Genomic DNA, 21,901 nt, shown 5'->3' with positions numbered 1-21,901 from the left:
GACGGAACGGCTCGTGCAGCTGCGCTCGGACGCGCGGCTGGAGCGGCAAACCATTCTCGAACACCGGGTACGCGATGGTGAGGATCCGGCAGAGGCGTTTGCCGAGGTGCCCGACGTCGACGATTTCGTAGTCCTCGCGCTGCGCGACGAGATGCTCGAGGAGCGCGGCCTGCTCGCGGAGTTCGGCCTCGCTCGGCTTGCGGCGCGTGCCGGAGGCGCGGACGCAGAGATCCATCGGCGCAATGCGGACCGCGTCGAGTTCGAGCTCTTGCGCGAGATTGCGGAGAGCGCGCCTCCCCTGACCGTGGCGGTGTGGCGCGCGGGCCAGGAGCTGCGCGTTCACTGACCCGCGTCGCCGCGGCTGCACCGAGCCAGGCGAGGGCTTAGTAGCCTACGCTCCCGGTGCCGCCGTCGAGCACGGTTCGGCTCGACGACAAGCCGAGACGAGATGCCCCGGCGCGCAGCATGGCCTCTGCGTCGTCACGATTGCGGATGCCGCCGGAGGCTTTAATGGCGAGGCGATCCCCCACCGCAGCGCGCATCACCTCGACGGCGTGCACGGTCGCCCCACCCGCCGGGTGAAAGCCCGTTGAGGTCTTCACGAAGTCAGCTCCCGCCGCCTCCGCAGCACCGCACACCGCGGTGATCGTGGCGTCGTCGAGCGCCGCCGATTCGATGATCACCTTGAGCACCGTGGGTGCGGGCACGGCCTCGCGCACCGCGCGAATGTCGGCTTCGACGGCATCGATGCGGCCGTCGAGCGCGGCGCCGAAATCGATCACCATATCGATCTCGTCGGCGCCCTGCGTGACGGCGAGGGCCGCCTCCGCCGCCTTCACCGACGACTGGTGCTTGCCGCTCGGAAACCCGCACACCGCGGTGATCTTGAGCGAGCTGCCCTCGGGCAGCACGAGCGGCAACTCCGATGGCGAGACGCAGACGCTGTAGGTACCGAGGGCGGCGGCTTCGGCGACCGCCTGCTCGACATCGGCGCGACGTCCCTCCGGTTTCAGAAACGTGTGGTCGATGGTGCGGGCGAGGTCGAGTGATGCGCTGTTCATGAGTATTCTCCTCGGTGTCGAGTCAGCGGGCGGCGGCCTGAGCGCGAGCGTCCAGGACCTTGTTCAAAATGAGTGCGAGCACGAGGATCAGACCGGTGGCGATCATCTGCACGAACGACCCGATGCCCATGAGGTTGAAGAGGTTCTTGAGCACCGAGAGCAGCAGCACCGCGACGAAGGTACCGCCCACGCTACCGCGACCGCCGAAGAGGCTCGTGCCGCCCAGCACTACGGCGGCGATCGCGTCGAGCTCGGCCCCCTGGAACGCGGTCGGCTGACCGATCGTGAGTCGGCTGGTGAGCAGCACGCCGGCCAGCGCCGCCGTCAGGCCCGAGAACCCGAAGACCGCGGTCTTGACCCAGTTCACGGGAACACCGGAGAGCCTTGCAGCTTCTTCGTTACTGCCGACGGCGTAGATGTACTCGCCGAAGGTGGTGTATCGCAGAATGAGCGCGGTGCCGATGGTGACCGCGATGAAGATGAGGCCGGTGAGCGGCAGGATTCCGAGATATCCACCACCGATGATCGTGAATGAGTCGGGCAGCCCCGAGCCTGCCGGTCGACCGTCTGTCAAGGTGTAGGCCCACCCGCGCACCGCGGTGAGCCCGGCAAGCGTCACGATGAACGCCGGCAGCCTGATCCACGACGACACCGCCCCCATGAGCAAGCCGATACCGATGCCGGCGGCGAGCGAGACGATGATCGCAAACGCGATGGGCATCTTCCCATCGAGCAGGATCGCGACCAGCATGCCGCTCAGCGCGGCGGTCGAGCCGACCGCCAAGTCGATGCCGCTCGTCAGAATGACCAGCGTCATACCGATGGCGATGATGCCGGTGAGGCTCGACTGCTGCAGCAGATTCGAGATATTGCGCACCGTCAAGAAGTCGGGGCTGAGCAGCGCGGCGATCGCGCAGATCACCACGAAAACGATCAGGAGGTTGCCCTTGATGAGCCACCCGGAGCTGCGCTGCTTCCAGGTCGGTCGGACGACGGCGTCCGTCTGCACCGGCTTCGGTGCGGTCTGCGTTGCGTTCATGATGCCTTTCCGCTGATAATCGCGTGACTGATCGTCTCTTCGGTGTCGACGATCGGATCGAATTCTCCGATGTTGCGCCCCTCGTGCAGCACGACGATGCGATCCGCATTCGCCATGAGCTCGCCGAGCTCGCTCGATGCGACGAGCACGGCTGCGCCCTGGTCGGCGAGCGCGCGCACTTGCCGATACAGGTCGGCTTTCGCGCCGATGTCGAGGCCGCGCGTGGGCTCGTCGAGCAGGAGCACGCGGGTGTCGCGTGCGAGCCACTTGGCCAGTACGACCTTCTGCTGGTTGCCGCCGGAGAGCAGGCCGACGGCCTGGTTGCCATTGGCGTGCTTCACGGCGAGATCACGCAGGATCGGCGCCGTGCGGGCCGCCGATCGCTCGCGGGGCCGCAGCCATCCGCTTCCCCGCAGTGCCGCGAGGCCCGCATTGCGGGCGACCGAGAGCCCGAGCAGCAGCCCCTCGGTCTTGCGGCTTTCGGGCACCAACCCGAAGCGGTGCCCGATCGCGTCTTTCACCGAACGGATCGACGCGGGCTTGCCGAGCACCCGAAGGCGTCTTGCGGCAGGCCGTGCCCCGAACAGTGCGGAAAGCAGCGTCGTGCGACCGGCGCCGCCGAGGCCCGCGAGACCGACGATTTCGCCGGATCGCACCTCGATGTCGCGAATCTCGATCAGCCCGGGAATGGACACTTCATCAATGCCGAGGGCGACCTCGTCGGAGAACACCCGGCGTTCCCGGTGCTCGGTGAGCTCGGCCTTTTTGTCGCCGATCATGTCCGAAATCCACTGCTCGGCATCAGTGTCTGCGACGGCGTACCTGGCCGCACCCACCCCGTCGCGCAGCACGGTGATGCGCGTGCCGATCGCCCGAATCTCGTCGAGACGGTGGGAGATGTAGATGACCGCCCGGCCTTCTTCGGTGAGCCGACGAATGACGCGAAACACGTTTTCCACGTCAGCCTCGCCGAGCGTCGCTGTGGGCTCATCCATCACGATGATGCGCGCGTCCGTCGTGAGCGCCCGGGCGATCGCTGTGAGCTGCTGGTCGGCGATCGAGAGATCGGCCACGCGCGCATCGGGCGAGAAGACCGCTCCGACGCGCGCGAGGGCGTCGAGCGCCAAACGGCGACGTTCGCCGCGCTGCACGATGCCGCCGCGCGCCGGCGCGTGCCCGAGGAAGAGGTTCTGCGCCACAGTGAGGTCGGGGAACAGATCGAGCTCCTGATAGATCACGGCGATGCCCGCGGCAATGCCGTCGAGCGGACGCTGCATGACGACGGGCGATCCCGCAATCTCAATGGTGCCGGCATCGGGAACGTAAGAGCCGGCCAAGATCTTCATCAGGGTCGACTTGCCTGCCCCGTTCTCGCCGAGCAGGCAGTGGACCTCTCCCCCGTGCACGTCGAGGTCGACGGAGGAGAGCGCGAGCGTGCCGGGAAACCCCTTGCGAATACCGCGCATGCGCAAGAGCGGTGCCGCGGCGTCGTCGATGACGGCCTCGGCTGTGGAAGTGTTGATCACGATGTGTGCTCCTTCAACAGGTGTGTGGCGCATTCCTCGTCGGTGACGAGTACTGAGCAGGTGCCGCTGCGCACGACCGCGCGGCAGACAGGCCACTTCGCCCGCCCCGAGATCACCGCGATCGCGGTGTCGGCCGACTGCAGATCGGCGATCGTCAGCCCGAGCGTGCGGGCGTTCAATGAGGGATCGACGATGTTGCCGTCGGCGTCGATGTAGCGGCCGAGCACGTCGCCGACGGCGCCGAGTTCGGTCAGTCGGGTCAGGTCCGCGGCTTCGAGGTACCCGCTGCTCACCAGCACCGAATCGCCGCCCACGGCACCGGCGCTGAACACGTAGGCCGACGCCTCGCGCGCCGCCTCGAGAATCCCGGCGACCGTGCGGTCGCCCTCGATCGCTTCGCGTGTCGACGCCTGCTCGAGAATGGCCGGGCTCGGCAACAGCGTGACCGTGCCCCCGCCCTTCTGCGCGATGGTGGTGGCGGTCGACGAAGCCATGCCCGCTTTGCGATTCACGGTGACGCCGCCGTTGATCTGGATCACCTCGATGCCCGATGCCCACGCCTCCGGCAGGTCGGTAGCGATCTGCTGCAGCGTGCGCCCCCAACTGATGCCGAGGCTCCGCGGAACCGGGCGCATCGTCGCGAGGAATTCCGCCGCGGCCATGGTCGTGCGCTGGAACGACTCGCGCTCGTTCGCCGCCTGCGGCACCACGACGGCGTCGCGCAGCCCGAACGTTTCGCGCAGGGCGCGCTCGAGCGGCAGGCGTCGGGCGCGCGGGTGGATGACTTCAATCTGCACATAGCCGCGCTCTTTGGCGTAGCTCAGCAGGCGGCCGACTTTCCACCGATTGATGCCGAGGATCGCCGCGATCTCGGCCTGGTTCTTGTCATCCTGGTAATAGAGCTCGGCGGCGCGCACCGCCAGCGTGTCGTCATCGCTCTTCACGCTCCCACCTCCACACGTTGGCCGCGCGCTGCGGCGGAATCGGCGAGCCGGTGGCTGATCTCGGTCAGCGCCGAGGTCGCCTCCAGATACGCGGCGTACCCGTCGTCGAGCGCCGCAGTGGCGCTATCGTCGGGTTCGATCGTCGTGCATTCGGGGGCGAAGCGGCCGGCAACCGTCTCCAGCGACTCGCCCGAGAGTGCGGCGACGCCCAGCACGGCGAGGGCACGGGTGGTCAAGTTCTCACCGGCGACGAGCTTCACCGGACGGCCGAGTGCGTCGGCCGTCGTGCGCAACCAGAGCGGGTTGTGTCGGATCCCTCCGGTGAGGAATGTGTCAGTCGTGTTCACGCCGACCTGTTCGAACGATTCGAGCACCTGACGCGTGCCGTAGGCGACGGACTCGACGGTCGCCCGGTAGAGCTCCTCGGGCGTCGTCCCCAAGGTCAGGCCGAGCACCGCACCCCGTAGTTTGGGGTCGCGGAGTGGGGTGCGATTGCCCATGAAGTGATCGAGCACGATCAAGCCGTGCTGACCCGCCGGCACGTCAGACGCACGTGCGACGAGCTCCCCGATGCGTTCGCGCCCGACGCCGAGCACACGCTCGGACAGCCATGACAGCGCCGCCCCGGCCGAGATCTGCCCGCCCTCGATCAACCACCGGTCCTCGCGCAGCGCGCCGGGATACGGCCCCCAGATCGTGGGAGAGAACACCGGGGTATCGAGCTCCGCGATGAACGCGTTCGACGTTCCAGCGACGATCGCCACGGGGTTCGCGCTGCGCCCCCACAGCGAGACCAGCGTGAGGTGCGCGTCGATGCCGCCCGTCACGACCGCTGCGCCGGGCTCGATGCCGAGTTCCCTCGCCGCACGCACACTGACCTCGCCCGCGATCGCGCCGACCGGCAAGATGCGCTGCGGCAGCTTTTCCGAGAGCCCGGCAACCCCGAGCTCGCGGTACAGATCCTCGGGCAGCCCATCGCCGCGGTGGTCGTAGTTCCATTTGCAGGTGGCGTTCATGCGCGAACCGACCCAGTCGCCCGTGAGTTTGAAGGTCAAGTAGTCGACCGACTCGGCGATGCGGTGCGCCCCCGCGTAGATCTCTGGTTCGTGCTGCGCGATCCACATCGCCTTCGGCACGAGCCACTCCGCGCTATCCGCACCTCCGGCAAACTGCATGGCCGGGTGATCGAGGTGTGCGGTGCGAGCCGCCTCCTGCGCTGCACGCCCGTCCATCCACAGCAGTGCGGGCCGCAGCGGCTCACCGTCGGCACCTGCCACGACCACCGATGACGCCGTGGTCGCGACGCTGACTGCCGCAACTCGCACGGCGTCGGCTGCGGCGAGCGCCGAACGCGACGCCCGCACGGCCGCCGCCCACCAGTCGGTCGGATGCTGCTCCGCCCACCCCGGGGCGGGGAAGTGCGTGGGGTACGACGCCGATGCGTCTGCCAGCCGCGTTCCCGTTTCGTCGAAGACTCCGGCGCGAGCACCCTCGGTGCCGATATCGATCGCGAGTACGAACATGTTGTCTGCCTCCTGCTGCGCTTCAGCCCTGGTTCGGCATGAAGAGCACCTTCGAACTGAAGATGGAGCGCTCACCGAGCTGCCGCATCGTTTCGGGAAGCGCTTCGAGCCCGAGCTCGTGAGTGATCATAAACTCCCACTTCAACGACCCGTCGGCGAACGCACGCGCCGATTCCACCCATTCGCGGCCGGGGAACGGCGCGGAGAACGAGTTCCAGCTGCCATGCAGTGATGCCTCACGGCGCAGGAAGTGACTGAAGGTGTTCTTCGCGAGTTCGACCGGCGTGTGTGGGATCCCGATGAACACCGCTTCACCGTGACGCGCGGTGAGCTGGGTCGCCAGCGCGACCGTCTGCGCAGCACCGGCCGACTCGATGACGACGTCGAATCCCAGCCCCGCCTGCTCGAGGGCTTCAGCGTCGTTGTTCGCCGTCATCGTGGCACCGGCTTCACGAGCCATTGCTGCCTTCTCCGGGCTCAGGTCGACGGCGAGCACCTCGGTGGCGCCGAGTAGGCGAGCCCACTGAATTGCGAAGAGGCCGATCGGCCCGGCACCGGTCACTGCGACACGGCTTCCAGCCCCGAGCTTCGTACGGTAGATGGCGTGGAGCGCGATGGCTGACGGATCCATCATCGCGGCTGCTCGGGGGTCAACCCCCTCGGGCATCGGGAACGCGTTTGCAGCGTTCACTGCGACGTACTGGGCGTAGGCGCCCTCCTGCCGGCTTCCGAAGTAGCCGTAATCTTCGCAGAGGCTGAAGTGCCCCGCCAGGCAGCTGTCGCAGGTGTAGCAGGGAATGAGCGGGGGCACCGTGACCAGCTGCCCGACCGCAAGACCTTCGACCGCGTCGCCGACCTCGACGATCGTGCCCGAGAACTCGTGACCGCAGATGATGGGGGTGTAATAGGCGCCGGCAAAATTCATGCGCGGAATGTCGGATCCGCAGACGCCGCAGGCCTCGACCCGCAGCAGCACATCACCCTCGGTGATCTCGGGGACCGGCACCTCCTCAACGCGGATATCGCCGGGCTCGTGCATGACCGCAGCGGTCATCGTTCGCGTCATGTTCTCTTCTCCTCCAGGGGCAGCAAATCTGTGCGGTGCAGCGATCGGGGCCTGCCCGCCCCGATCGCTGCGTCGCCGGGGCCTACTTGGACTCGGCGAACAGGGTGTCGCCGACGTAGTCGGCAGCGTTCTTCGCGGTCACGAGCTCGGTGCCCGCGTCGATCTCGGCCTCGACGTCGTCGCCGGCGGCGGCCGACAGCGCGGTTTCCGCAGCCGTGCGCCCGAGTTCGATCGGGTCGTTCAGCGAGGTCGCCACGTACTGCTTGCCGTCGGCGATCGCCTTGACTGCTTCCATGAGGCCATCGACCCCCGCAACGAGCACGTCTTCTCGGCCGCTCTCGCGGAGCACCTGAAGCGCCCCGAGCGCCATGTCATCGTTGTGCGCGTACACGACCTTCACATCGGGGTTCGCCTGCAGCAGGTCCTGCATCGCGGTGACCGCATTCGCGCGAATGTACTCGGCATACGGGCCGGCTACGATTTGCACTGCGTCATTGCCCTCGAACGCGCGGTGGAATCCCTCGGAGCGATCCATCGCCACCGTTCCGCCGGCATCTCCCTGGATCTCGATGATCTTGCCACCGGCGTCGCCGAGCGCGTCGCTCACGGCTTCGCCCACGAGCTCACCCATGGCGACATTGTCACGACCCACATGAGCCGCGGCGCCTTCGGCCGAGCGGTCGACTGTGACCACGGGAATGCCCGCGGCCTTCGCCGATGCGATGCTCGGTGCGATGCCCTGCGGGTCGACCGGGTTGATGAGCAGCACGTCCACGCCACGGGTGATGAGGTCTTCGATGTCGTTGTTCTGCTTCGTGACATCTCCGTTGGCATCGACGTATTCGAGCGACGCACCGTTGCTCTCGGCAGCGTTCTTCACGCCTTCGCCGAGTTCGACGTAGAACGGCGACTGCTGCGTCGCCTGGCTGAAGCCGATCGAAAGCTCGCCGCTCGACGAACCTGCCTCATCCCCGCCACCACCACCTGGGGTGGTCGAAACCGAGCAGCCCGACAGCATGAGTGCCGCCGCAGCGAAGCCTGCCACGAGCAGACCTGTTTTCCGTAGTTTCACCTGAGCCTCCTTGATCAGTAACTGGTGTCCCTCGGGAAGCGTAGGTGCGGTTACGAGCGTGTTACAACTTATGAGCACCCCTTTGCTCACATGAGCAGAATGTGTGCCCTGAACTGCTCGTACGAGCAACCGGAGGCCGCCCGCACCCGACTCCACAGACTCTCGGCTCCAGCGGCACCCCAGTATCGACACCAGTGCGCGCCGGTAGACTGACCCGGTACTCCGACCGCCGCACGCCGAGAGAGGCTCGTTCCCGATGCCGACCATTCTGCAGAACGTTGTGTTCCCCGTTGCCAAGGACCCCGACGTCCTGCCGCTCTACGCCGACGCCGAGACGTGGACGTCCGTGCGCAGCAAGCCGGTGCGCCTCAGCGAGAACGCGCACATCGATAACGTGCTCTCGCGCGACAGCACGCGGGTGCGGTCGGGCAACCGCGTCTCATTCGCCAGCTACTTCAACGCGTTCCCGGCGTCGTACTGGCAGCGGTGGACGGTCGTCGACCAGGTGCAGCTCGAGCTGCGCACCACCGGCCCGGGCACCATCATCGTCTACCGTTCGAACGCATCCGGCGTGCAGCAGCGCGTCGACTCCTGCAGCGTGACGGGTGAGGCCACGTCAACATTCGATTTGCCGCTGCGCTCGTTCAGCGACGGCGGCTGGTACTGGTTCGACCTCATCGCCAGCACTGAAGATCTGGTGCTCGATGGCGGCCGCTGGTCGACAGAGGCCGAAGCCGTGGAGACCGGCAAGCTCAGCCTCGGCATGACGACGTACAACAAGCCCGACTACTGCGTCGGCACCCTGCGCAACATCTCCGAGAACCCCGAGCTGCTCGAGGGCATCGATCGCATCTTCCTTGTCGATCAAGGTACCCAGAAGGTGCGCGACGAGCAGGGGTACGACGACGTCGCGGCTTCGCTGGGCGAGAAGCTGCAGGTCATCGAGCAGGGCAATCTCGGCGGCTCGGGCGGCTTCGCTCGATCGATGGCCGAGACGCTGGAGCGCGAAGACACCGACTTCCTGCTGCTGCTCGATGACGATGTCGAGTTCGAAACCGAGAGCGCCCTGCGCGCCCTGCAGTTCGGTCGTTTCAGCCGCACCCCGGTCATCGTCGGCGGGCACATGTTCGACCTGCTCGATAAGCCGGTGCTGCACGCGTGGGCCGAGGTCGTGCGCCCAGCTCCGTTCATGTGGGGGCCGTCGTTCGAAGAGCAGTTCCGCCATGATTTCCGCAAGCGCAACTTGCGCCAGACGAAGTGGATGCATGCGCGACTCGATGCCGACTACAACGGCTGGTGGATGTGCATGATCCCGAAGAAGATCATCGCGGATATCGGCCTTTCGCTCCCCGTATTCATCAAGTGGGACGACGCCGAGTACGGCATCCGCGCGCGCAACGCGGGGTACCGCACGGTGTCACTGCCGGGAGTCGCGCTGTGGCACATCTCGTGGCTCGACAAAGACGATTCGCAAGACTGGCAGGCCTACTTCCACACCCGCAATCGCATCATCGCGGGGCTGCTGCACTCAGACCAGCAGGGCGGCGGCAAACTGCTGCAGAACAGCGGCCGGCAAGACATCAAGAAGCTACTGAACATGCAGTACTACGCGACGCAGCTGGCCGTGGACGGCATGCGGGCGGTGCTGCGGGGGCCGAAGGGGCTCCACGACGACCTCTCACGGGTGATGCCCGAGGCGCGCGCGCGAGCCGCAGAGTTCCCCGAGACGAAGGTGTACCGACCGGGCGACCCCGAGACGCCGTATGCCCGCGGCGGGCGCGCCTTGCCGCTCCTCGAGAAGCCGAACGATTACCCCACCGGGGTGCGCCTCGCGGCATTCACCGCGCGCATGCTGCCGAAGCATTGGCGTCGCACGGTGAACGAAGCCGACGCACAGACCCCGGAGCTCGAGTATGCCAAGGCCGATGCGCTGTGGTGGCGCATTCCGCATCACTCCAGCGTGATCGTCGGCGCCGCCGACGGCAGTGGCAAGATGTGGTACCGGCACGACCGCGCGAAGTTCCGCCGTCTCCTGAAGGAGTCGCGCGCGCTCACCCGCGAGATCGAGAAGAATTGGGATCGGCTGGCAGCGGAGTACCGCGCCGCTCTTCCGCAGATCACCTCGGCCGACGAGTGGAAGCGCACGTTCGAAGGACGTTGAACTTCAAGCAGTGACGACGCCCGCTGAAACGCAGATGCCCCGGTGCTCCGAAAGGAGCACCGGGGCATCTGCGTTCCCGCAGCGGCGCCTGCGAACGGCTCAGTTGCCCAAGAGCTCTTCGAGCTTGTTGCTGTACATCGACAGCGCCGATCCGATCGCCATGTGCATGTCGAGGTACTGGTAGGTACCGAGGCGACCGCCGAAGAGCACGCGATCTTCCCCCTCGGTCAATCCGCGATATGCGAGCAGCCGCTCACGGTCTTCCGGGGTGTTGACCGGATAGTAGGGCTCGTCTTCGCGGGTAGCGAAGCGTGAGAACTCGCGCATAATGACGGTCTTGTCGTTCGGGTATTCGCGCTCCGGGTGGAAGTGGCGGAACTCATGGATGCGCGTGTAGGGCACATCGGAGCCGGCGTAGTTCATGACGCTCGTGCCCTGGAAGTCGCCGGTGGGCAGTACCTCCTGCTCGAAATCGAGCGTGCGCCAGGCGAGCTCACCCTTTGCATAATCGAAGTAGCGGTCGACCGGTCCGGTGTAGACGACGGGCACGGTGCCGACGACGGCGTTCTTGTTGAGCGGCTGGTTTTCGTCGAAGAAGTCGGTGTTGAGCCGCACCTCAATGTTCGGGTGGTCGGCCATGCGCTCAAGCCACGCCGTGTAGCCGTCAGTCGGCAGGCCCTCGTGCGTGTCATTGAAGTATCGGTTGTCATAGGTGTAGCGCACAGGCAGGCGGCTGATGATCTCGGCGGGCAGCTCCGTCGTGGGCGTCTGCCACTGCTTCGCGGTGTAATCACGAATGAACGCTTCGTAGAGCGGGCGCCCGATCAACGAGATGCCCTTTTCCTCGAGGTTCTGCGCCGACTTCGTATCAAACTCGCCAGCCTGCTCGGCGATGAGATCCCGAGCCGCTTGCGGTCCGTGTGCTGCGCGGAAGAACTGGTTGATGGTGCCGAGATTGATGGGCAGCGGGTATACCTCGCCCTTGAAGTTCGAGTACACCTTGTGCACGTAGTTCGTGAAGGTGGTGAATCGGTTCACGTACTCCCACACGGTCTCGTTCGACGTGTGGAAAAGGTGCGCCCCGTAGCGATGCACTTCGATGCCCGTCTCGGGCTCCGCCTCGGAGTAGGCGTTGCCGCCGATGTGAGCACGGCGATCGATCACGACGACGCGCTTGCCCGCTGATGCGGCGCGCTCGGCAATGGTCAATCCGAAGAAACCTGACCCGACGACAAGAAGATCCATGGCTTCTAGCTTAGATGCTGGGGCGACGAGCCGACGCTAGACTGGTCACACCCGTTCACCCGGTTGCCTATGAAATTAAAGACCACGTCGCAATACCTCGTCATCGAGAAGCTCCCAGAGAGCACCGAATCCGTCGACGTGAGATTTGATGACCAACGCATTTGGTCCATCGATGTTCGAGGCCTCTCTGCGCCGATCGAGATCGGATGGCCGAAACTGCTGCGCTCACGCCTGACCGGGAGAACGCGACTCAGCTTGCACGATTCCGTGAGCGGTGAGCAGCTCAGTTGCCACGAAATCGTGTTCTCAACGGCGGATCACCGCACAGCGGTGCGTGATGACTCGGGCACCGCGCTCGTGGTGAACAAGTGGGGCCGTCTCGGCGTCGCCCTTGACGCCATGGGCGCCGAAGTGCGATCGCGCATCGTCGAGCGTACGGCGGAGCTCATCGCGCTGCTAAATTCGCTCGACCTCCGGCCCTTCATCGTGGGTGGCACCCTGCTTGGCGCGGTCCGCGACGGTGCGTTGCTGCCCCATGATGACGACGCCGACGTCGCGTACCTGTCTCGGCACACGAACCCGGTCGATGTTGCCATAGAGTCCTTCGCGCTCGGTCGCACCCTCGTCGAGCTGGGCTACGAGGTGAAACGACACAGTGCCACGCACGCCCAGCTCATCTTCCGAGCCGATGCAGACGCCGACCACCCCGGCGCGGTCGTGCACTACATCGATGTCTTCTCGGCGTTCTTCACCGCGGACGGGCTCATCAATCAGCCGTTCCACGTGCGCGGCGAGATGCGCGAGGAGCAAATGCTTCCATTCAGTGAGGTGCGCATCGGCGACACCGTGCTCCCGGCACCGGCTGATACCGATCACTGGCTCACCATCAATTACGACGCGAACTGGCGCACCCCGATTCCGGGGTTCGTACTCGAGACCCCGCCTGCGACGAGTCGCCGCTTCGACAGCTGGTTCGGCTCGTTCAATTTTCAGCGCGAGTTCTGGGACGCGCTGTTTTCAATCGAGGCGGAGCAGGATCGCGCATCCGCCGAAGCTGCCTGGAGTGCGGCGCGCTCCTGGCTCGCCGATGCAGCCGCCGCCTTCGACGCCCCGACCCTCATCGACCTCGGTTGCGGCAGCGGCGCACTCACGCGAGCATTGAGTCGCGACGGCCGTCGCGTCATCGGAGTCGACTATTCGACTGACGCGCTGCACCGCGCTACAGCGAGCGGGCCGCCCGCTGGTGCTGCGCCGCCCGAGTACCGGCACCTCAATCTGTACCGGGCGCGATCCCTCGCTCTCACTCGGGAATTCGACATCGGCAGCCCGTTCGACGTGGTGGCCAATCACGTGCTCGACCAGGTCGGGCACCACGGCCGTGCATACGCGTGGCGCCTGATGCGCATGGCGTTGCGCAGCGGCGGCGAGGCGGCTTTCACGTTCCACGCGCGGCACGCGCGCGGCGTGCGATTCGACGATCCGACCAGCTGGCACCTCGACCTCGCCGTTGTCCAAGCCGAGGCCGCCGAGTACGGCCTCCGCGTCGAGTTCGCGAGCGTGCCCGAGCCGCTCCCCGAACTCCCCGAGGGGGTCGCCGACACTCTGCCGCTGGCACGAGCTGAGACCTTCCGCCGAAACTCGCGCCTCCCGACCGGCGCCGTGGTGACCCTAGCCGAAGACACCCATCATGTGTTACCGCACCAGAGCGTTTGCCCCGTACCCGATACCGCCACAGGAGGCCCCGCATGACCGAACGCAATATCGTCCGTCGGGCCGCGGGCCGCGCGCGGCGGACGCTCAACCCGAGCCTCGAACGCATTGCGCACCTGCAAACCGAACTGCAGGTGGAGCGTGAGCGCATTAGTCGCCTTGAGGCCGAGCTCGACGAATTGCGTCGCGACAGTCTGCGCGTCGCCGAGCTCATCGACCTTGCGGAGCAGTCGTTCACTCCGAAGCCATGAGCGGTCCTGCGGGCGCGAACGCTGATACGTATTCCGTTATTGTCAGCGCCCGACCGTGGGCGCTGGGGTTTCTGTGGTTCCTGCCCGTACTCGGGGTGATCATTGCACCCATTGTGCTCTCCGTATTGGCCGTCCGGTTCCGCAATGAGGTCGATCCGCGCATCCGCGAGAATACGCGGTGGGCCGCAAACTGGATGCTGACGGTCACGATGCTGACCTTCTCGGGCGTGTGCTTCGTGGCAATCAATACGACGATTAACCGTGCTTCCTTTGCCCCGGTCTTGCTGCTGTTTGCACTGTGCCAGGCGATCGTGTGGTGCACCCACCTCGGGGTCTCGATCCGCGGGGTGGTCGTCGCTCGACGCCGTGTCTATCGACCCCGAGCCGCGATTCCACTGATCAATTCGACGCACCCATAGAATCGAAGCATCTTCGCACGAGGGAGTGGCCATGTCAGAGACGATCAAGCACGCGCTCGGAATGCTCTTCGCCGGTGTCATTGCCTTCGGCGGCATGGGCGCGGCCGTTGCCCTCAGCCCTGCCTCGGCCACCGATTCCCGTCACGAAGCTTCCGCGAGCGAGCCGGCGACCGCCGCCACACTCGTCGGCCGCTGGCAGGCTCCGGAGCCAGCGAATCAGGATGCCTTCGTCGAGTTCACGCAGTACGGCCTGTGGTTCGCGTCAGACGGCTGCAACGGGCTCGATGGCACCTGGGCGATCGACGGTGCAGGCAAGCTCGAGATTCACGGCTCAAAAGCGATGACGCTCATGTGGTGCGATAACGTCAACATTCCAATGACGGTCGCCGACGCCGCGTCGGCCGAAATCGCGGGCGGCCGCCTCACGCTCACCACCGAAGCAGGCGACGCGATGACGCTGGATCACACACGCTCCGACAGCATCTCGCTCGTCGGGTCGTGGCAGCCGATCGACGCCGTCGCCGGGCCTCAGATTGAATTCACCTCCGACACCGAGCTGATCGCGACCGACGGGTGCAATGGTGCTCCCGGAAGTTGGACGCTTGTTCCGGCCCTCGAATACGGCGAGCCCACATCGGCACCCGATTCGTTGCCCGGCCTTTTCAACGCAGGGTTGCAGGGCTACACGCAGGTAGGCTGCGCCGGGAATGCTGAACGCGATTACATGCGGCTATTCTCCGAAGCCACGCACCTGGCCTTCATGGATGCGGATCGCATCGCAATCGCCAGATCGACCGAATATTCCGATCAAGATGCCGACACCTCGGTGACTCTCGAACGCGTGCCATAACCGCGAGCGGCGGGGTCTGAGACCGTAACGACCGACCCTTCCCGCGCCACTCAGCCCTGCTGCAGCGCCGAGGCGATGATGCGGTGAGCCGGCAGAATGCTGCGTCGCTCCTCGTCGGCATCGATCTTGCCCTCGACGAGATCGACGAAATGATCGAACTGCGCAGCGAGCGGCTCGAGGCCGGAGACTTCGGGGACCTCCATCTCGGTCATCTGTTTGAATCCAGCGCGCCCGTCGGTGCCCTCGATGTTCGCGTGGCGATACTTCGTCACTCCGCGCAGCAGCAGGTCCACCTCGACCATGGATTCGAGCGACTGGATCGTGAGACGGCGCACCTTGCGCTGACCGATGCGGCTGGCCGAAGCCGAGGCGATCCCGTTACCCGGGAACCGCAGGGTGAGATCGATGACATCTTCCGCACCCTCGAGCGACTCGGGGTGGAAGTAGCCGAGTTCGGCGTTGACACGCTCGGGCGTCTGCGATCCGAACATGCGCGAGATGAGGTCGGCGTCGTGCACGAGCACGTCCCAGGCCACACCGGTCTTGATGCGCGACCAGTACGGCGAGTGGCGCTCGGCACGCACGTACACGGGCTCTTCGATGAGCGACTGCGCGGCGATGACACCGGCGTTGAAGCGCTCGAGGAAGCCGCACTGCACGGGCGCGCCGCGCTGCTCGGCCGTCGCCAGAATCTCTTCGGTCTGCTCCAGTGAGGGGCAGATCGGCTTCTCGATGAGCACCGGAAGCCCCGCATCGAGAATCTCGCGCGCGATGTCGTAGTGGTATTCCGTCGAGGCTGCCACGACGACCGCGTCCGCGTGCTTCAGCGCGTCTTCGGCCGCGGCGTACCATTCACCGCCATACTGATCGGTCGCCGCGCGCCCGTTCGCTTCAAACGGGTCAACGATGCCGACAAGGTTCGCACGCGCTGAAGTCGAGATGATGCGCGCGTGATTGCGCCCCATCGTGCCAGCACCGAACAGGACCACATTGGGTTGCGCCACGGAATCATCCTCCAAATCGACTGCGTATTGCGTCGCCTGTGACAAGCGAACCCTCACAGTTTACGTGGACGGCCTCAACATCCTGGGTTTTGGATCCATCGTGAGTCCGAACCATGCATCGCCAATCCCTGGCGGTATGCGCGGGGATCCCGCGCATACCGCCATTTATGATGGAGGACATGCAGTTGCGGCGCGATCGGGATGACGAGTGGTGAACCGCAACCGGTTGCCGCACTGGGTGAACCGGGCGATCGATCGTCTCGCAGATGCGCCGATGAGTCCGCTCGGCCGGATCGCCGCTCGCCGACTCGGTCGGCCCGCGGCACGCGGCAGCGTTCTCGCGACCGAATTCGATCAGAAGCCGATTCGGGTGCTCATCGCCCCGGTGAACTATTCAGCCCAGGGCATCGCATGGGCTCGGGCGCTTGAGCAGGCGAACTCCGACGTTTCAGCGCGAAACATGGCGATCGATGTGCCCGGCGGCTTCTCGTTCGATGCGGATCTCGTCGTGCCGCAGGGCACGTATCACAACGACCCCGACTGGCAGCGGCGCCAATTCGCGGCTGCTACGCAGGCAACCCACGTGCTCATCGAAGCCGAGGAGCCGCCCTTCGGTCGGCTGATGCGTCGCTCGGTGGGCGCGCAGGCGCGCGCGCTCGAGGAGGCCGGGGTGAACGTCGCCTATCTGGCGCACGGTACCGATGCCCGCCTCCCGTCTCGGCACATCGAGCACAATCCCCTGTCGTATTACGCGGACGATGCCGTGTATCTGCCTCGAGCGGAGCAGCTGGCCGCGCGCAACATCGCGCTTGTCGAGTCGAGTGGGTGCCCAGCCTTCGTATCGACCCCTGATCTGCTGGTGGATTTACCGAACGCCGTGTGGTGCCCGGTGACCGTTGACCCGGAGCGTTGGGCCGCTCGGTCCCGAAACGAGCGACGCCCCGGCACCCCTCTCCATGTCGTGCACGCGCCCTCGGTCGCCGCGTACAAGGGCACGCCCCTGATCGTGCCGGTGCTCGAACGACTGCGCGATGCCGGCCTCATCACGTTCGAGCTAATACAGGGCGTCCCGTCGAGTGAGATGCCGGCGAAGTTTGTTGCAGCCGATGTGATGCTCGACCAGTTCCGCGCGGGCTCTTACGGTGTCGCGGCGTGCGAGGCGCTCGCGGCCGGATGCGTCGTCATCGGCCAGGTCTCCGAGCAAGTGCGATCGGCTGTCCGCGACGCGTCCGGAGATGAGCTCCCAATTACCGAGGCGACACCGGCTACCCTTGAGGCGGCGCTTCGGAGCCTCGCCCAAGACCCAGATCTCCGAGCCGCTCGAGCCCGTGGCATCGCATTCGTGCGGCACGTGCACGACGGCGCGTTTGCAGCACGTGCGCTTTTGGACCACTGGATTTCGCTGCCCGACCGAAAGGATGGCCGAGGTGCACCCCGTCGCTGAGCGTCTCTGGAAGTTCACCCCGAAGTTCGCGCAAGACGCCATCGCATCGGCAGTCGATCGCGCGCAGGGCATTATTCCTCCGGAACCCCCGGTGCCCGATATTACTCGGCCCGCCCGGCTGCTCGTAGGTCCAGTCAACTACGCGGGCCAGGGGTATCAGTGGTCGCGCGCTGTCGAGACTACTGGCCGGGTCTCGGCGCGCAATTACGTACACGAAGCAAACAACCCGCTGGGATATGCGGCTGATTACACCGTCTCCTGGCGCACGGCAGAGCACTCGCGCGCCTGGCAGCGAGCGATGATCGAAGCGCTGCGCAAGAATTACACACACGTGCTGATCGAGGCCTGCTTTCCGGTACTCGGCGGGCTGTACGCCGGCGACATGCGCAAGCAGATCTCGCTCATGCACGACGCCGGCCTGAAGGTCGCGTTCGTGGGCCACGGCACCGATGTGCGTCTGCCGTCTCGGCACGCCGAGCTGGAGCAGTGGTCGTTCTTCCGCGACGACGAATGGGTCGCGCCCGAACTCGTGGAAAAGGTCGTCGCTGAGAACCTGCAGCTCATCGACGAACTCTCACTTCCTACTTTCGTGTCGACGGCTGGGCTGCTGCTCGACCTGCCCGCTGCGCACTTCCTCGGTGTCATCATCGACCCTGACAAATGGGCGAATACGTCACCGCTGCTCGAACGCCCGCGCCTCAAGGTGGTGCACGCACCGACGAACCCGATCGTCAAGGGAACGCGATTCATCGAGCCGATCGCGCGCAAACTGCACGACGAGGGCGTCATCGAGTACGTCGAGCTGCGGGGCATTCCGAACGATCAGATGCCGAGCGTGTTCGCCGACGCCGACATCGTGCTCGACCAGTTCCGGGTTGGAGACTACGGGGTCGCTGCCTGCGAGACGATGGCGTCCGGACGCATCGTGCTCGCGCACGTGAGCGATCAGGTCAGGTCCACGGTCGAGGCCGCCGCCGGCATGCCGTTGCCGATTCCCGAGGCCACGATCGAAAACCTGGAGTCGGTCATCCGCGACATCGCCGCTCGTCGCGACCACTACCGCGAGGTCGCAGCCCGAGGCCCGGAGTTCGTACGCCGCTTGCACACCGCAAATTTCTCGCGCGATGTGCTGATGCGCGAGTTCTTGGATCGCGACTGATGCGCTTTACCATCACGAGCCGCATCTACCGCCCCGAGCCCTCTGCAGCGTCGCTGTTTCTGGGCGGGGTCGCAGACTCGCTCACGGCGCAGGGGCACGAAGTCGAAGTATTGACGGCGCGGCCGCTTCCGGGGCAGGGAAGTGGCTCCCGCGGAGAACACGTGCGCACGTTTCCCGTGCTGCGCGATCGCACCGGCTACGTTCGCGGGTATCTGCAGTATCTGAGCTTCGACGCGCCCCTCGCGTTCCGGCTCTTGTTCTCCAGGCGATCCGACGCCGTCTTCGTCGAGCCCCCGCCCACCACGGGAGCGGTCGTCCGCGTCATCTGCGCGCTGCGCCGTATGCCCTACGTGTACGACGCGGCCGACGTGTGGTCTGATGCGGCGTCCGGTGCGACGGGCTCGAGCGCGGTGGTGACGGTGCTGCGCGCGTTCGAGCGATTCACGATGCGCGGTGCCGCGCGCATGGTCACGATCTCCGAAGGAGTCGTGGAACGCGCGCGAGCGCTCGGCGTGCAGACGCCGATGGCGGTGACCGGCTTCGGGGCCGATACCGACTCGTTCGTGTACGAGGAGCGGCCGATCCAGCCGACCTTCGTCTATGCCGGTACGTTCAGCAACTTGCACGGTGCGGTCGTGCTCGTCGACGCGTTCGCGGAGTTCTCGCGCACGCACCCCGGATTCACACTGCGGTTCATCGGCAACGGCACCGAGCGGCAGGCAATTGAGGATCGCGCGCGCGATCTTGGAGTCAGCGTGCAAGTTGAGATGCGCGATTCCGTGCTGCCGGAAGCGCTTCGACCCGAGCTCGCGGCGGCCACCGTCAGCCTGGCGACGCTGCTGCCCGGTGGAGGGTACGAGTACGCGTTCACGTCGAAGATCTACTCGTCCATGGCGACCGGGTGCCCGGTGATCTTCGCCGGCCCAGGCCCCACCGCAGCGTTCCTCGAACGCGCCTCCGACGACGTGGCGGTGGGTCAGGCCGTCGAGTATGACTCCTCGGCGATTGCCGAGGCGATGCGTCGGGCGGCTGATCACCCGGCGACCGCGCTGCAGCGGCGAGATCTCGCCGCGTGGACGGCGGCGCACCACTCGATGCAGGCGGTGACCGATCGCGTGGCGCACGAGATCGTCGCCGTCGCCGCCGAACGGAACGCCTCGTGAGCGGCTGGTTCGCGCGAGCCGCGGGCTGGGCGGTGTCGCACCGCTCGAAGCTCCCCCGCTGGATGCAACGACTCATGGAGTCAGCGGCCCGCAACCCCGACGGCTTCGTGGGCCGTATCGCGGGTCGGCTGCTCGGCGGGGACGGCCCGGCACCCACGACAAGCGTGCCTGACGTGGGCACCCGCGTGTACATTGCACCGACCAACTACGCCGGCCAGGGCTTCCGCTGGGCCCGAGCATTAGAAGAATTCGGCACCGATATTGCCGCGCGCAACGCGGCGATCGAATTGCCGGGCGGGTTCGCGTTCCCGGCCGACACCCTGGTGCCCATCGCCTCGGTCAATGCGTCGGGCGAGTGGGCCGCAGCCGAGTGGGAGGCCGCACGGCAGTTCACGCACGTGCTGGTCGAGGCCGAGCGGCCGATGTTCGGCAAGCGCTTTCAACGCGATCTCGCCGCCGAGATCACGGCACTGGGCGACGCCGGCGTGAGCGTCGCATTCCTGTGCCACGGCACCGACATACGGGACCCCGAGCGGCACGCGGAGCTCACCCCGTGGTCGATGTATCCCGAAGATCCGCGCACCGCGCAGCTCCAAGCCGACGCCCGCGCGAACGCCGCACTCATTGCCGGTTTCGACTTGCCGGTCTTCATCTCGACTCCGGATCTCGTCGCCGACGTGCCAGATGCGTTCTGGTGCCCGGTTGTCGTCGATGTCGAACGATTCCGCGCCCCCGCGTCCCCGAGCTTCTCCGGTCGACCGTTGCGGATCGCCCATGCGCCGAGTGACCCGCTCGTCAAGGGCAGCAACTACATCGAGCCCGCCCTCGCCCCGCTGATCGCCTCGGGCGCGGTCGAGTACTCGCTCATTACCGGCACCCCGTCGGCACTCATGCCTGCGGCGTTCGCGGCCGCCGACGTCGTCATCGACCAGTTCCGTGCTGGGTCGTACGGCGTCGCCGCCTGTGAGGCGATGGCGGCCGGTCGCGTGGTGATCGGGCACGTCATGCCGTTCGCGCGCGAGTACGTGCGCGCGCAGTCCGGGCTGAACCTCCCCATCGTGGAAGCCACCCCCGATACGCTCCTCGCCGTGGTCGAGGAGCTCATCGCCGACCCGGAGCGCGCGCAGCGGATCGCCGCCGATGGACCCGAATTCGTAGAGGCCGTGCATTCGGGGCGTTTGAGCGCCGGAACCCTGATCGAGCACTGGATCACGGGCACCAGCACAGCCAAGTGACGACCGGCTACCAGGTCAGTATGAGCCCGCCCCACGAGAGGCCGACGCCGAACCCGAGCAGCATGACCCGCATGCCCGGGCGCAGCTCCCCCGCTGACACGGCGTGAGCGAGCGCGATGGGGATCGATGACGACACGGTATTGCCGGTCTCCGCGAGCGACACGAAGAATTTCTCCTGAGGCACTTTCAGCTTCTTGCGCAGGTGCTCGAGCATGAACGCGTTGGCCTGGTGGAAGACGAAGAGGTCGATATCGTCGACGCCGGCTTGCGCCTTTGCGAGGACGGCGTCCACGGATTCGGGAACGACGCGCAGGGTGAAGTTGAAGATCTCCGGGCCGTCCATGTAGAGGTCGTACCCGTTACTCTCCAGGCCACGCGCTGCGGCGGTCGACCGGGGCTCGAGATCTGTGCCGCCGCGCAGCCCGCCGTGGGGTACGGTGAGACGCCCAGCGCCGCTGCCGTCCGTGCCGTAGGTAATCGCGGTGATGCGCTCCACGGCCTCGTCGTCCGTGTCAGCCTCGACGAGGGTCGCTGCGGCACCGTCGCCAAAGATCGTGCGCACGCTCTTGTCACGCGGGTTGACGAGCTTTGTGTAGGTGTCGGTAGTGACGAGCAGTACGCGTTCAGCCTGTCCCGACTCGATCAGACCTTTGGCCTGACCCAGACCGTAAATGTAGCCCGAGCAGCCGAGGTTGATGTCGGCAGCGCCCGCCGAGGCGCGGAGCCCGAGCCCCTCGTGCACGATGCAGGCCGTCGTCGGCAGCAGATAGTCGGGCGTCTGCGTGACCACGAGCACGTAGTCGATCGATTCAGGGTCGATGCCGTCGCGTTCGATCAGGCGGCGACCAGCAGCAATCGCGAGATCCGAAGAATACTCGTCGGGCCCGGCAATATGCCGCCGATGAATGCCGGTCTTGGCCGCGATCTTGTCGACGCTCCACTCCGGAAACTCCTCGGCGAGGTCTGCATTGGTGATCACCCGCTCGGGCAGGTGATAGTCAACGGCGGTGATGCGCGCGTGCACTCCAG

General features: G+C 66.1%; 20 protein-coding genes. 10 read left to right on the top strand and 10 right to left on the bottom strand.

Annotated features, from left to right (window positions below):
- The first annotated feature begins 13 nt into the window (after positions 1-13).
- A complete protein-coding gene (locus ACZF5Y_RS03770; protein WP_497534495.1) occupies positions 14-346 on the top strand; it encodes a hypothetical protein in 333 nt (110 codons plus the stop codon).
- 37 nt (positions 347-383) lie between these two features.
- On the opposite strand, the gene deoC is transcribed toward ACZF5Y_RS03770, so the two are convergent.
- The 7 genes from deoC to ACZF5Y_RS03735 all read right to left on the bottom strand — a co-directional run bounded on the left by deoC (position 384) and on the right by ACZF5Y_RS03735 (position 8,231).
- Complete coding sequence (gene deoC / locus ACZF5Y_RS03765) at positions 384-1,061, bottom strand: deoxyribose-phosphate aldolase (RefSeq protein ID WP_497534494.1); 678 nt, start codon at positions 1,059-1,061, stop codon at positions 384-386.
- 22 nt (positions 1,062-1,083) lie between these two features.
- Entirely contained in the window at positions 1,084-2,100 is a 1,017-nt protein-coding gene (locus ACZF5Y_RS03760; protein ID WP_497534493.1) for an ABC transporter permease, read from the bottom strand.
- The gene (locus ACZF5Y_RS03755) at positions 2,097-3,626 is read right to left on the bottom strand and encodes a sugar ABC transporter ATP-binding protein (RefSeq protein WP_497534492.1); all 1,530 of its coding nucleotides are present in this window, start codon (positions 3,624-3,626) and stop codon (positions 2,097-2,099) included. The genes ACZF5Y_RS03760 and ACZF5Y_RS03755 overlap by 4 nt, the downstream gene beginning before the upstream one ends.
- Positions 3,623-4,570: a sugar-binding transcriptional regulator gene (locus ACZF5Y_RS03750; RefSeq protein WP_497534491.1), complete on the bottom strand. Its 948-nt coding sequence runs from the start codon at positions 4,568-4,570 to the stop codon at positions 3,623-3,625. The genes ACZF5Y_RS03755 and ACZF5Y_RS03750 overlap by 4 nt, the downstream gene beginning before the upstream one ends.
- Entirely contained in the window at positions 4,567-6,093 is a 1,527-nt protein-coding gene (locus ACZF5Y_RS03745; RefSeq protein WP_497534490.1) for an FGGY-family carbohydrate kinase, read from the bottom strand. The genes ACZF5Y_RS03750 and ACZF5Y_RS03745 overlap by 4 nt, the downstream gene beginning before the upstream one ends.
- A gap of 22 nt (positions 6,094-6,115) precedes the next feature.
- Complete coding sequence (locus ACZF5Y_RS03740) at positions 6,116-7,159, bottom strand: galactitol-1-phosphate 5-dehydrogenase (RefSeq protein WP_497534489.1); 1,044 nt, start codon at positions 7,157-7,159, stop codon at positions 6,116-6,118.
- A gap of 82 nt (positions 7,160-7,241) precedes the next feature.
- The gene (locus ACZF5Y_RS03735; RefSeq protein WP_497534488.1) at positions 7,242-8,231 is read right to left on the bottom strand and encodes a substrate-binding domain-containing protein; all 990 of its coding nucleotides are present in this window, start codon (positions 8,229-8,231) and stop codon (positions 7,242-7,244) included.
- Positions 8,232-8,487: 256 nt separating this feature from the next.
- Between ACZF5Y_RS03735 and ACZF5Y_RS03730 the strand changes: the two genes are divergently transcribed.
- Positions 8,488-10,392: a glycosyltransferase gene (locus tag ACZF5Y_RS03730; protein WP_497534487.1), complete on the top strand. Its 1,905-nt coding sequence runs from the start codon at positions 8,488-8,490 to the stop codon at positions 10,390-10,392.
- A gap of 99 nt (positions 10,393-10,491) precedes the next feature.
- Here the strand turns inward: ACZF5Y_RS03730 and glf are convergent, their stop codons facing one another.
- Complete coding sequence (gene glf / locus ACZF5Y_RS03725) at positions 10,492-11,637, bottom strand: UDP-galactopyranose mutase (protein ID WP_497534486.1); 1,146 nt, start codon at positions 11,635-11,637, stop codon at positions 10,492-10,494.
- Between the two features lie 69 nt (positions 11,638-11,706).
- Between glf and ACZF5Y_RS03720 the strand changes: the two genes are divergently transcribed.
- Genes ACZF5Y_RS03720 through ACZF5Y_RS03705 form a run of 4 tightly spaced genes read left to right on the top strand, consistent with a single transcriptional unit; the run spans position 11,707 to position 14,867 of the window.
- Positions 11,707-13,386: a class I SAM-dependent methyltransferase gene (locus tag ACZF5Y_RS03720; protein WP_497534485.1), complete on the top strand. Its 1,680-nt coding sequence runs from the start codon at positions 11,707-11,709 to the stop codon at positions 13,384-13,386.
- Positions 13,383-13,598 carry a hypothetical protein gene (locus tag ACZF5Y_RS03715; protein WP_497534484.1) on the top strand — a complete coding sequence of 72 codons (216 nt, stop codon included), beginning with the start codon at positions 13,383-13,385 and terminating at the stop codon, positions 13,596-13,598. The genes ACZF5Y_RS03720 and ACZF5Y_RS03715 overlap by 4 nt, the downstream gene beginning before the upstream one ends.
- Positions 13,595-14,017 (top strand): magnetosome magnetite crystal formation protein family, encoded by a 423-nt coding sequence (locus ACZF5Y_RS03710; protein WP_497534483.1) that lies wholly within the window; start codon positions 13,595-13,597, stop codon positions 14,015-14,017. Before ACZF5Y_RS03715 ends, ACZF5Y_RS03710 begins: the two co-directional genes overlap by 4 nt.
- Before the next feature lie 31 nt (positions 14,018-14,048).
- Complete coding sequence (locus ACZF5Y_RS03705; protein WP_497534482.1) at positions 14,049-14,867, top strand: META domain-containing protein; 819 nt, start codon at positions 14,049-14,051, stop codon at positions 14,865-14,867.
- 50 nt (positions 14,868-14,917) lie between these two features.
- Here the strand turns inward: ACZF5Y_RS03705 and ACZF5Y_RS03700 are convergent, their stop codons facing one another.
- A complete protein-coding gene (locus ACZF5Y_RS03700) occupies positions 14,918-15,871 on the bottom strand; it encodes a Gfo/Idh/MocA family protein (RefSeq protein ID WP_497534481.1) in 954 nt (317 codons plus the stop codon).
- Positions 15,872-16,079: 208 nt separating this feature from the next.
- Between ACZF5Y_RS03700 and ACZF5Y_RS03695 the strand changes: the two genes are divergently transcribed.
- The 4 genes from ACZF5Y_RS03695 to ACZF5Y_RS03680 are packed head-to-tail and all read left to right on the top strand — an operon-like array spanning position 16,080 to position 20,872.
- Positions 16,080-17,315, top strand: a complete 1,236-nt coding sequence (locus ACZF5Y_RS03695; protein ID WP_497534480.1) for a glycosyltransferase — start codon at positions 16,080-16,082, stop codon at positions 17,313-17,315.
- Complete coding sequence (locus ACZF5Y_RS03690) at positions 17,299-18,474, top strand: glycosyltransferase (protein WP_497534479.1); 1,176 nt, start codon at positions 17,299-17,301, stop codon at positions 18,472-18,474. Before ACZF5Y_RS03695 ends, ACZF5Y_RS03690 begins: the two co-directional genes overlap by 17 nt.
- Complete coding sequence (locus tag ACZF5Y_RS03685; protein ID WP_497534478.1) at positions 18,474-19,637, top strand: glycosyltransferase; 1,164 nt, start codon at positions 18,474-18,476, stop codon at positions 19,635-19,637. The genes ACZF5Y_RS03690 and ACZF5Y_RS03685 overlap by 1 nt, the downstream gene beginning before the upstream one ends.
- The gene (locus ACZF5Y_RS03680) at positions 19,634-20,872 is read left to right on the top strand and encodes a glycosyltransferase (RefSeq protein WP_497534477.1); all 1,239 of its coding nucleotides are present in this window, start codon (positions 19,634-19,636) and stop codon (positions 20,870-20,872) included. Before ACZF5Y_RS03685 ends, ACZF5Y_RS03680 begins: the two co-directional genes overlap by 4 nt.
- A gap of 7 nt (positions 20,873-20,879) precedes the next feature.
- Here ACZF5Y_RS03680 and ACZF5Y_RS03675 read toward each other — a convergent pair whose 3' ends face one another.
- A complete protein-coding gene (locus tag ACZF5Y_RS03675; RefSeq protein WP_497534476.1) occupies positions 20,880-21,896 on the bottom strand; it encodes a 3-oxoacyl-ACP synthase III family protein in 1,017 nt (338 codons plus the stop codon).
- Between the last annotated feature and the right edge of the window lie 5 nt (positions 21,897-21,901).

It is taken from the genome of Leucobacter sp. WKLB1 (assembly GCF_059696215.1).
The sequence above is the reverse complement of the archived record's forward strand: the minus strand, read 5'-3'. Positions and strand labels throughout refer to the sequence as shown.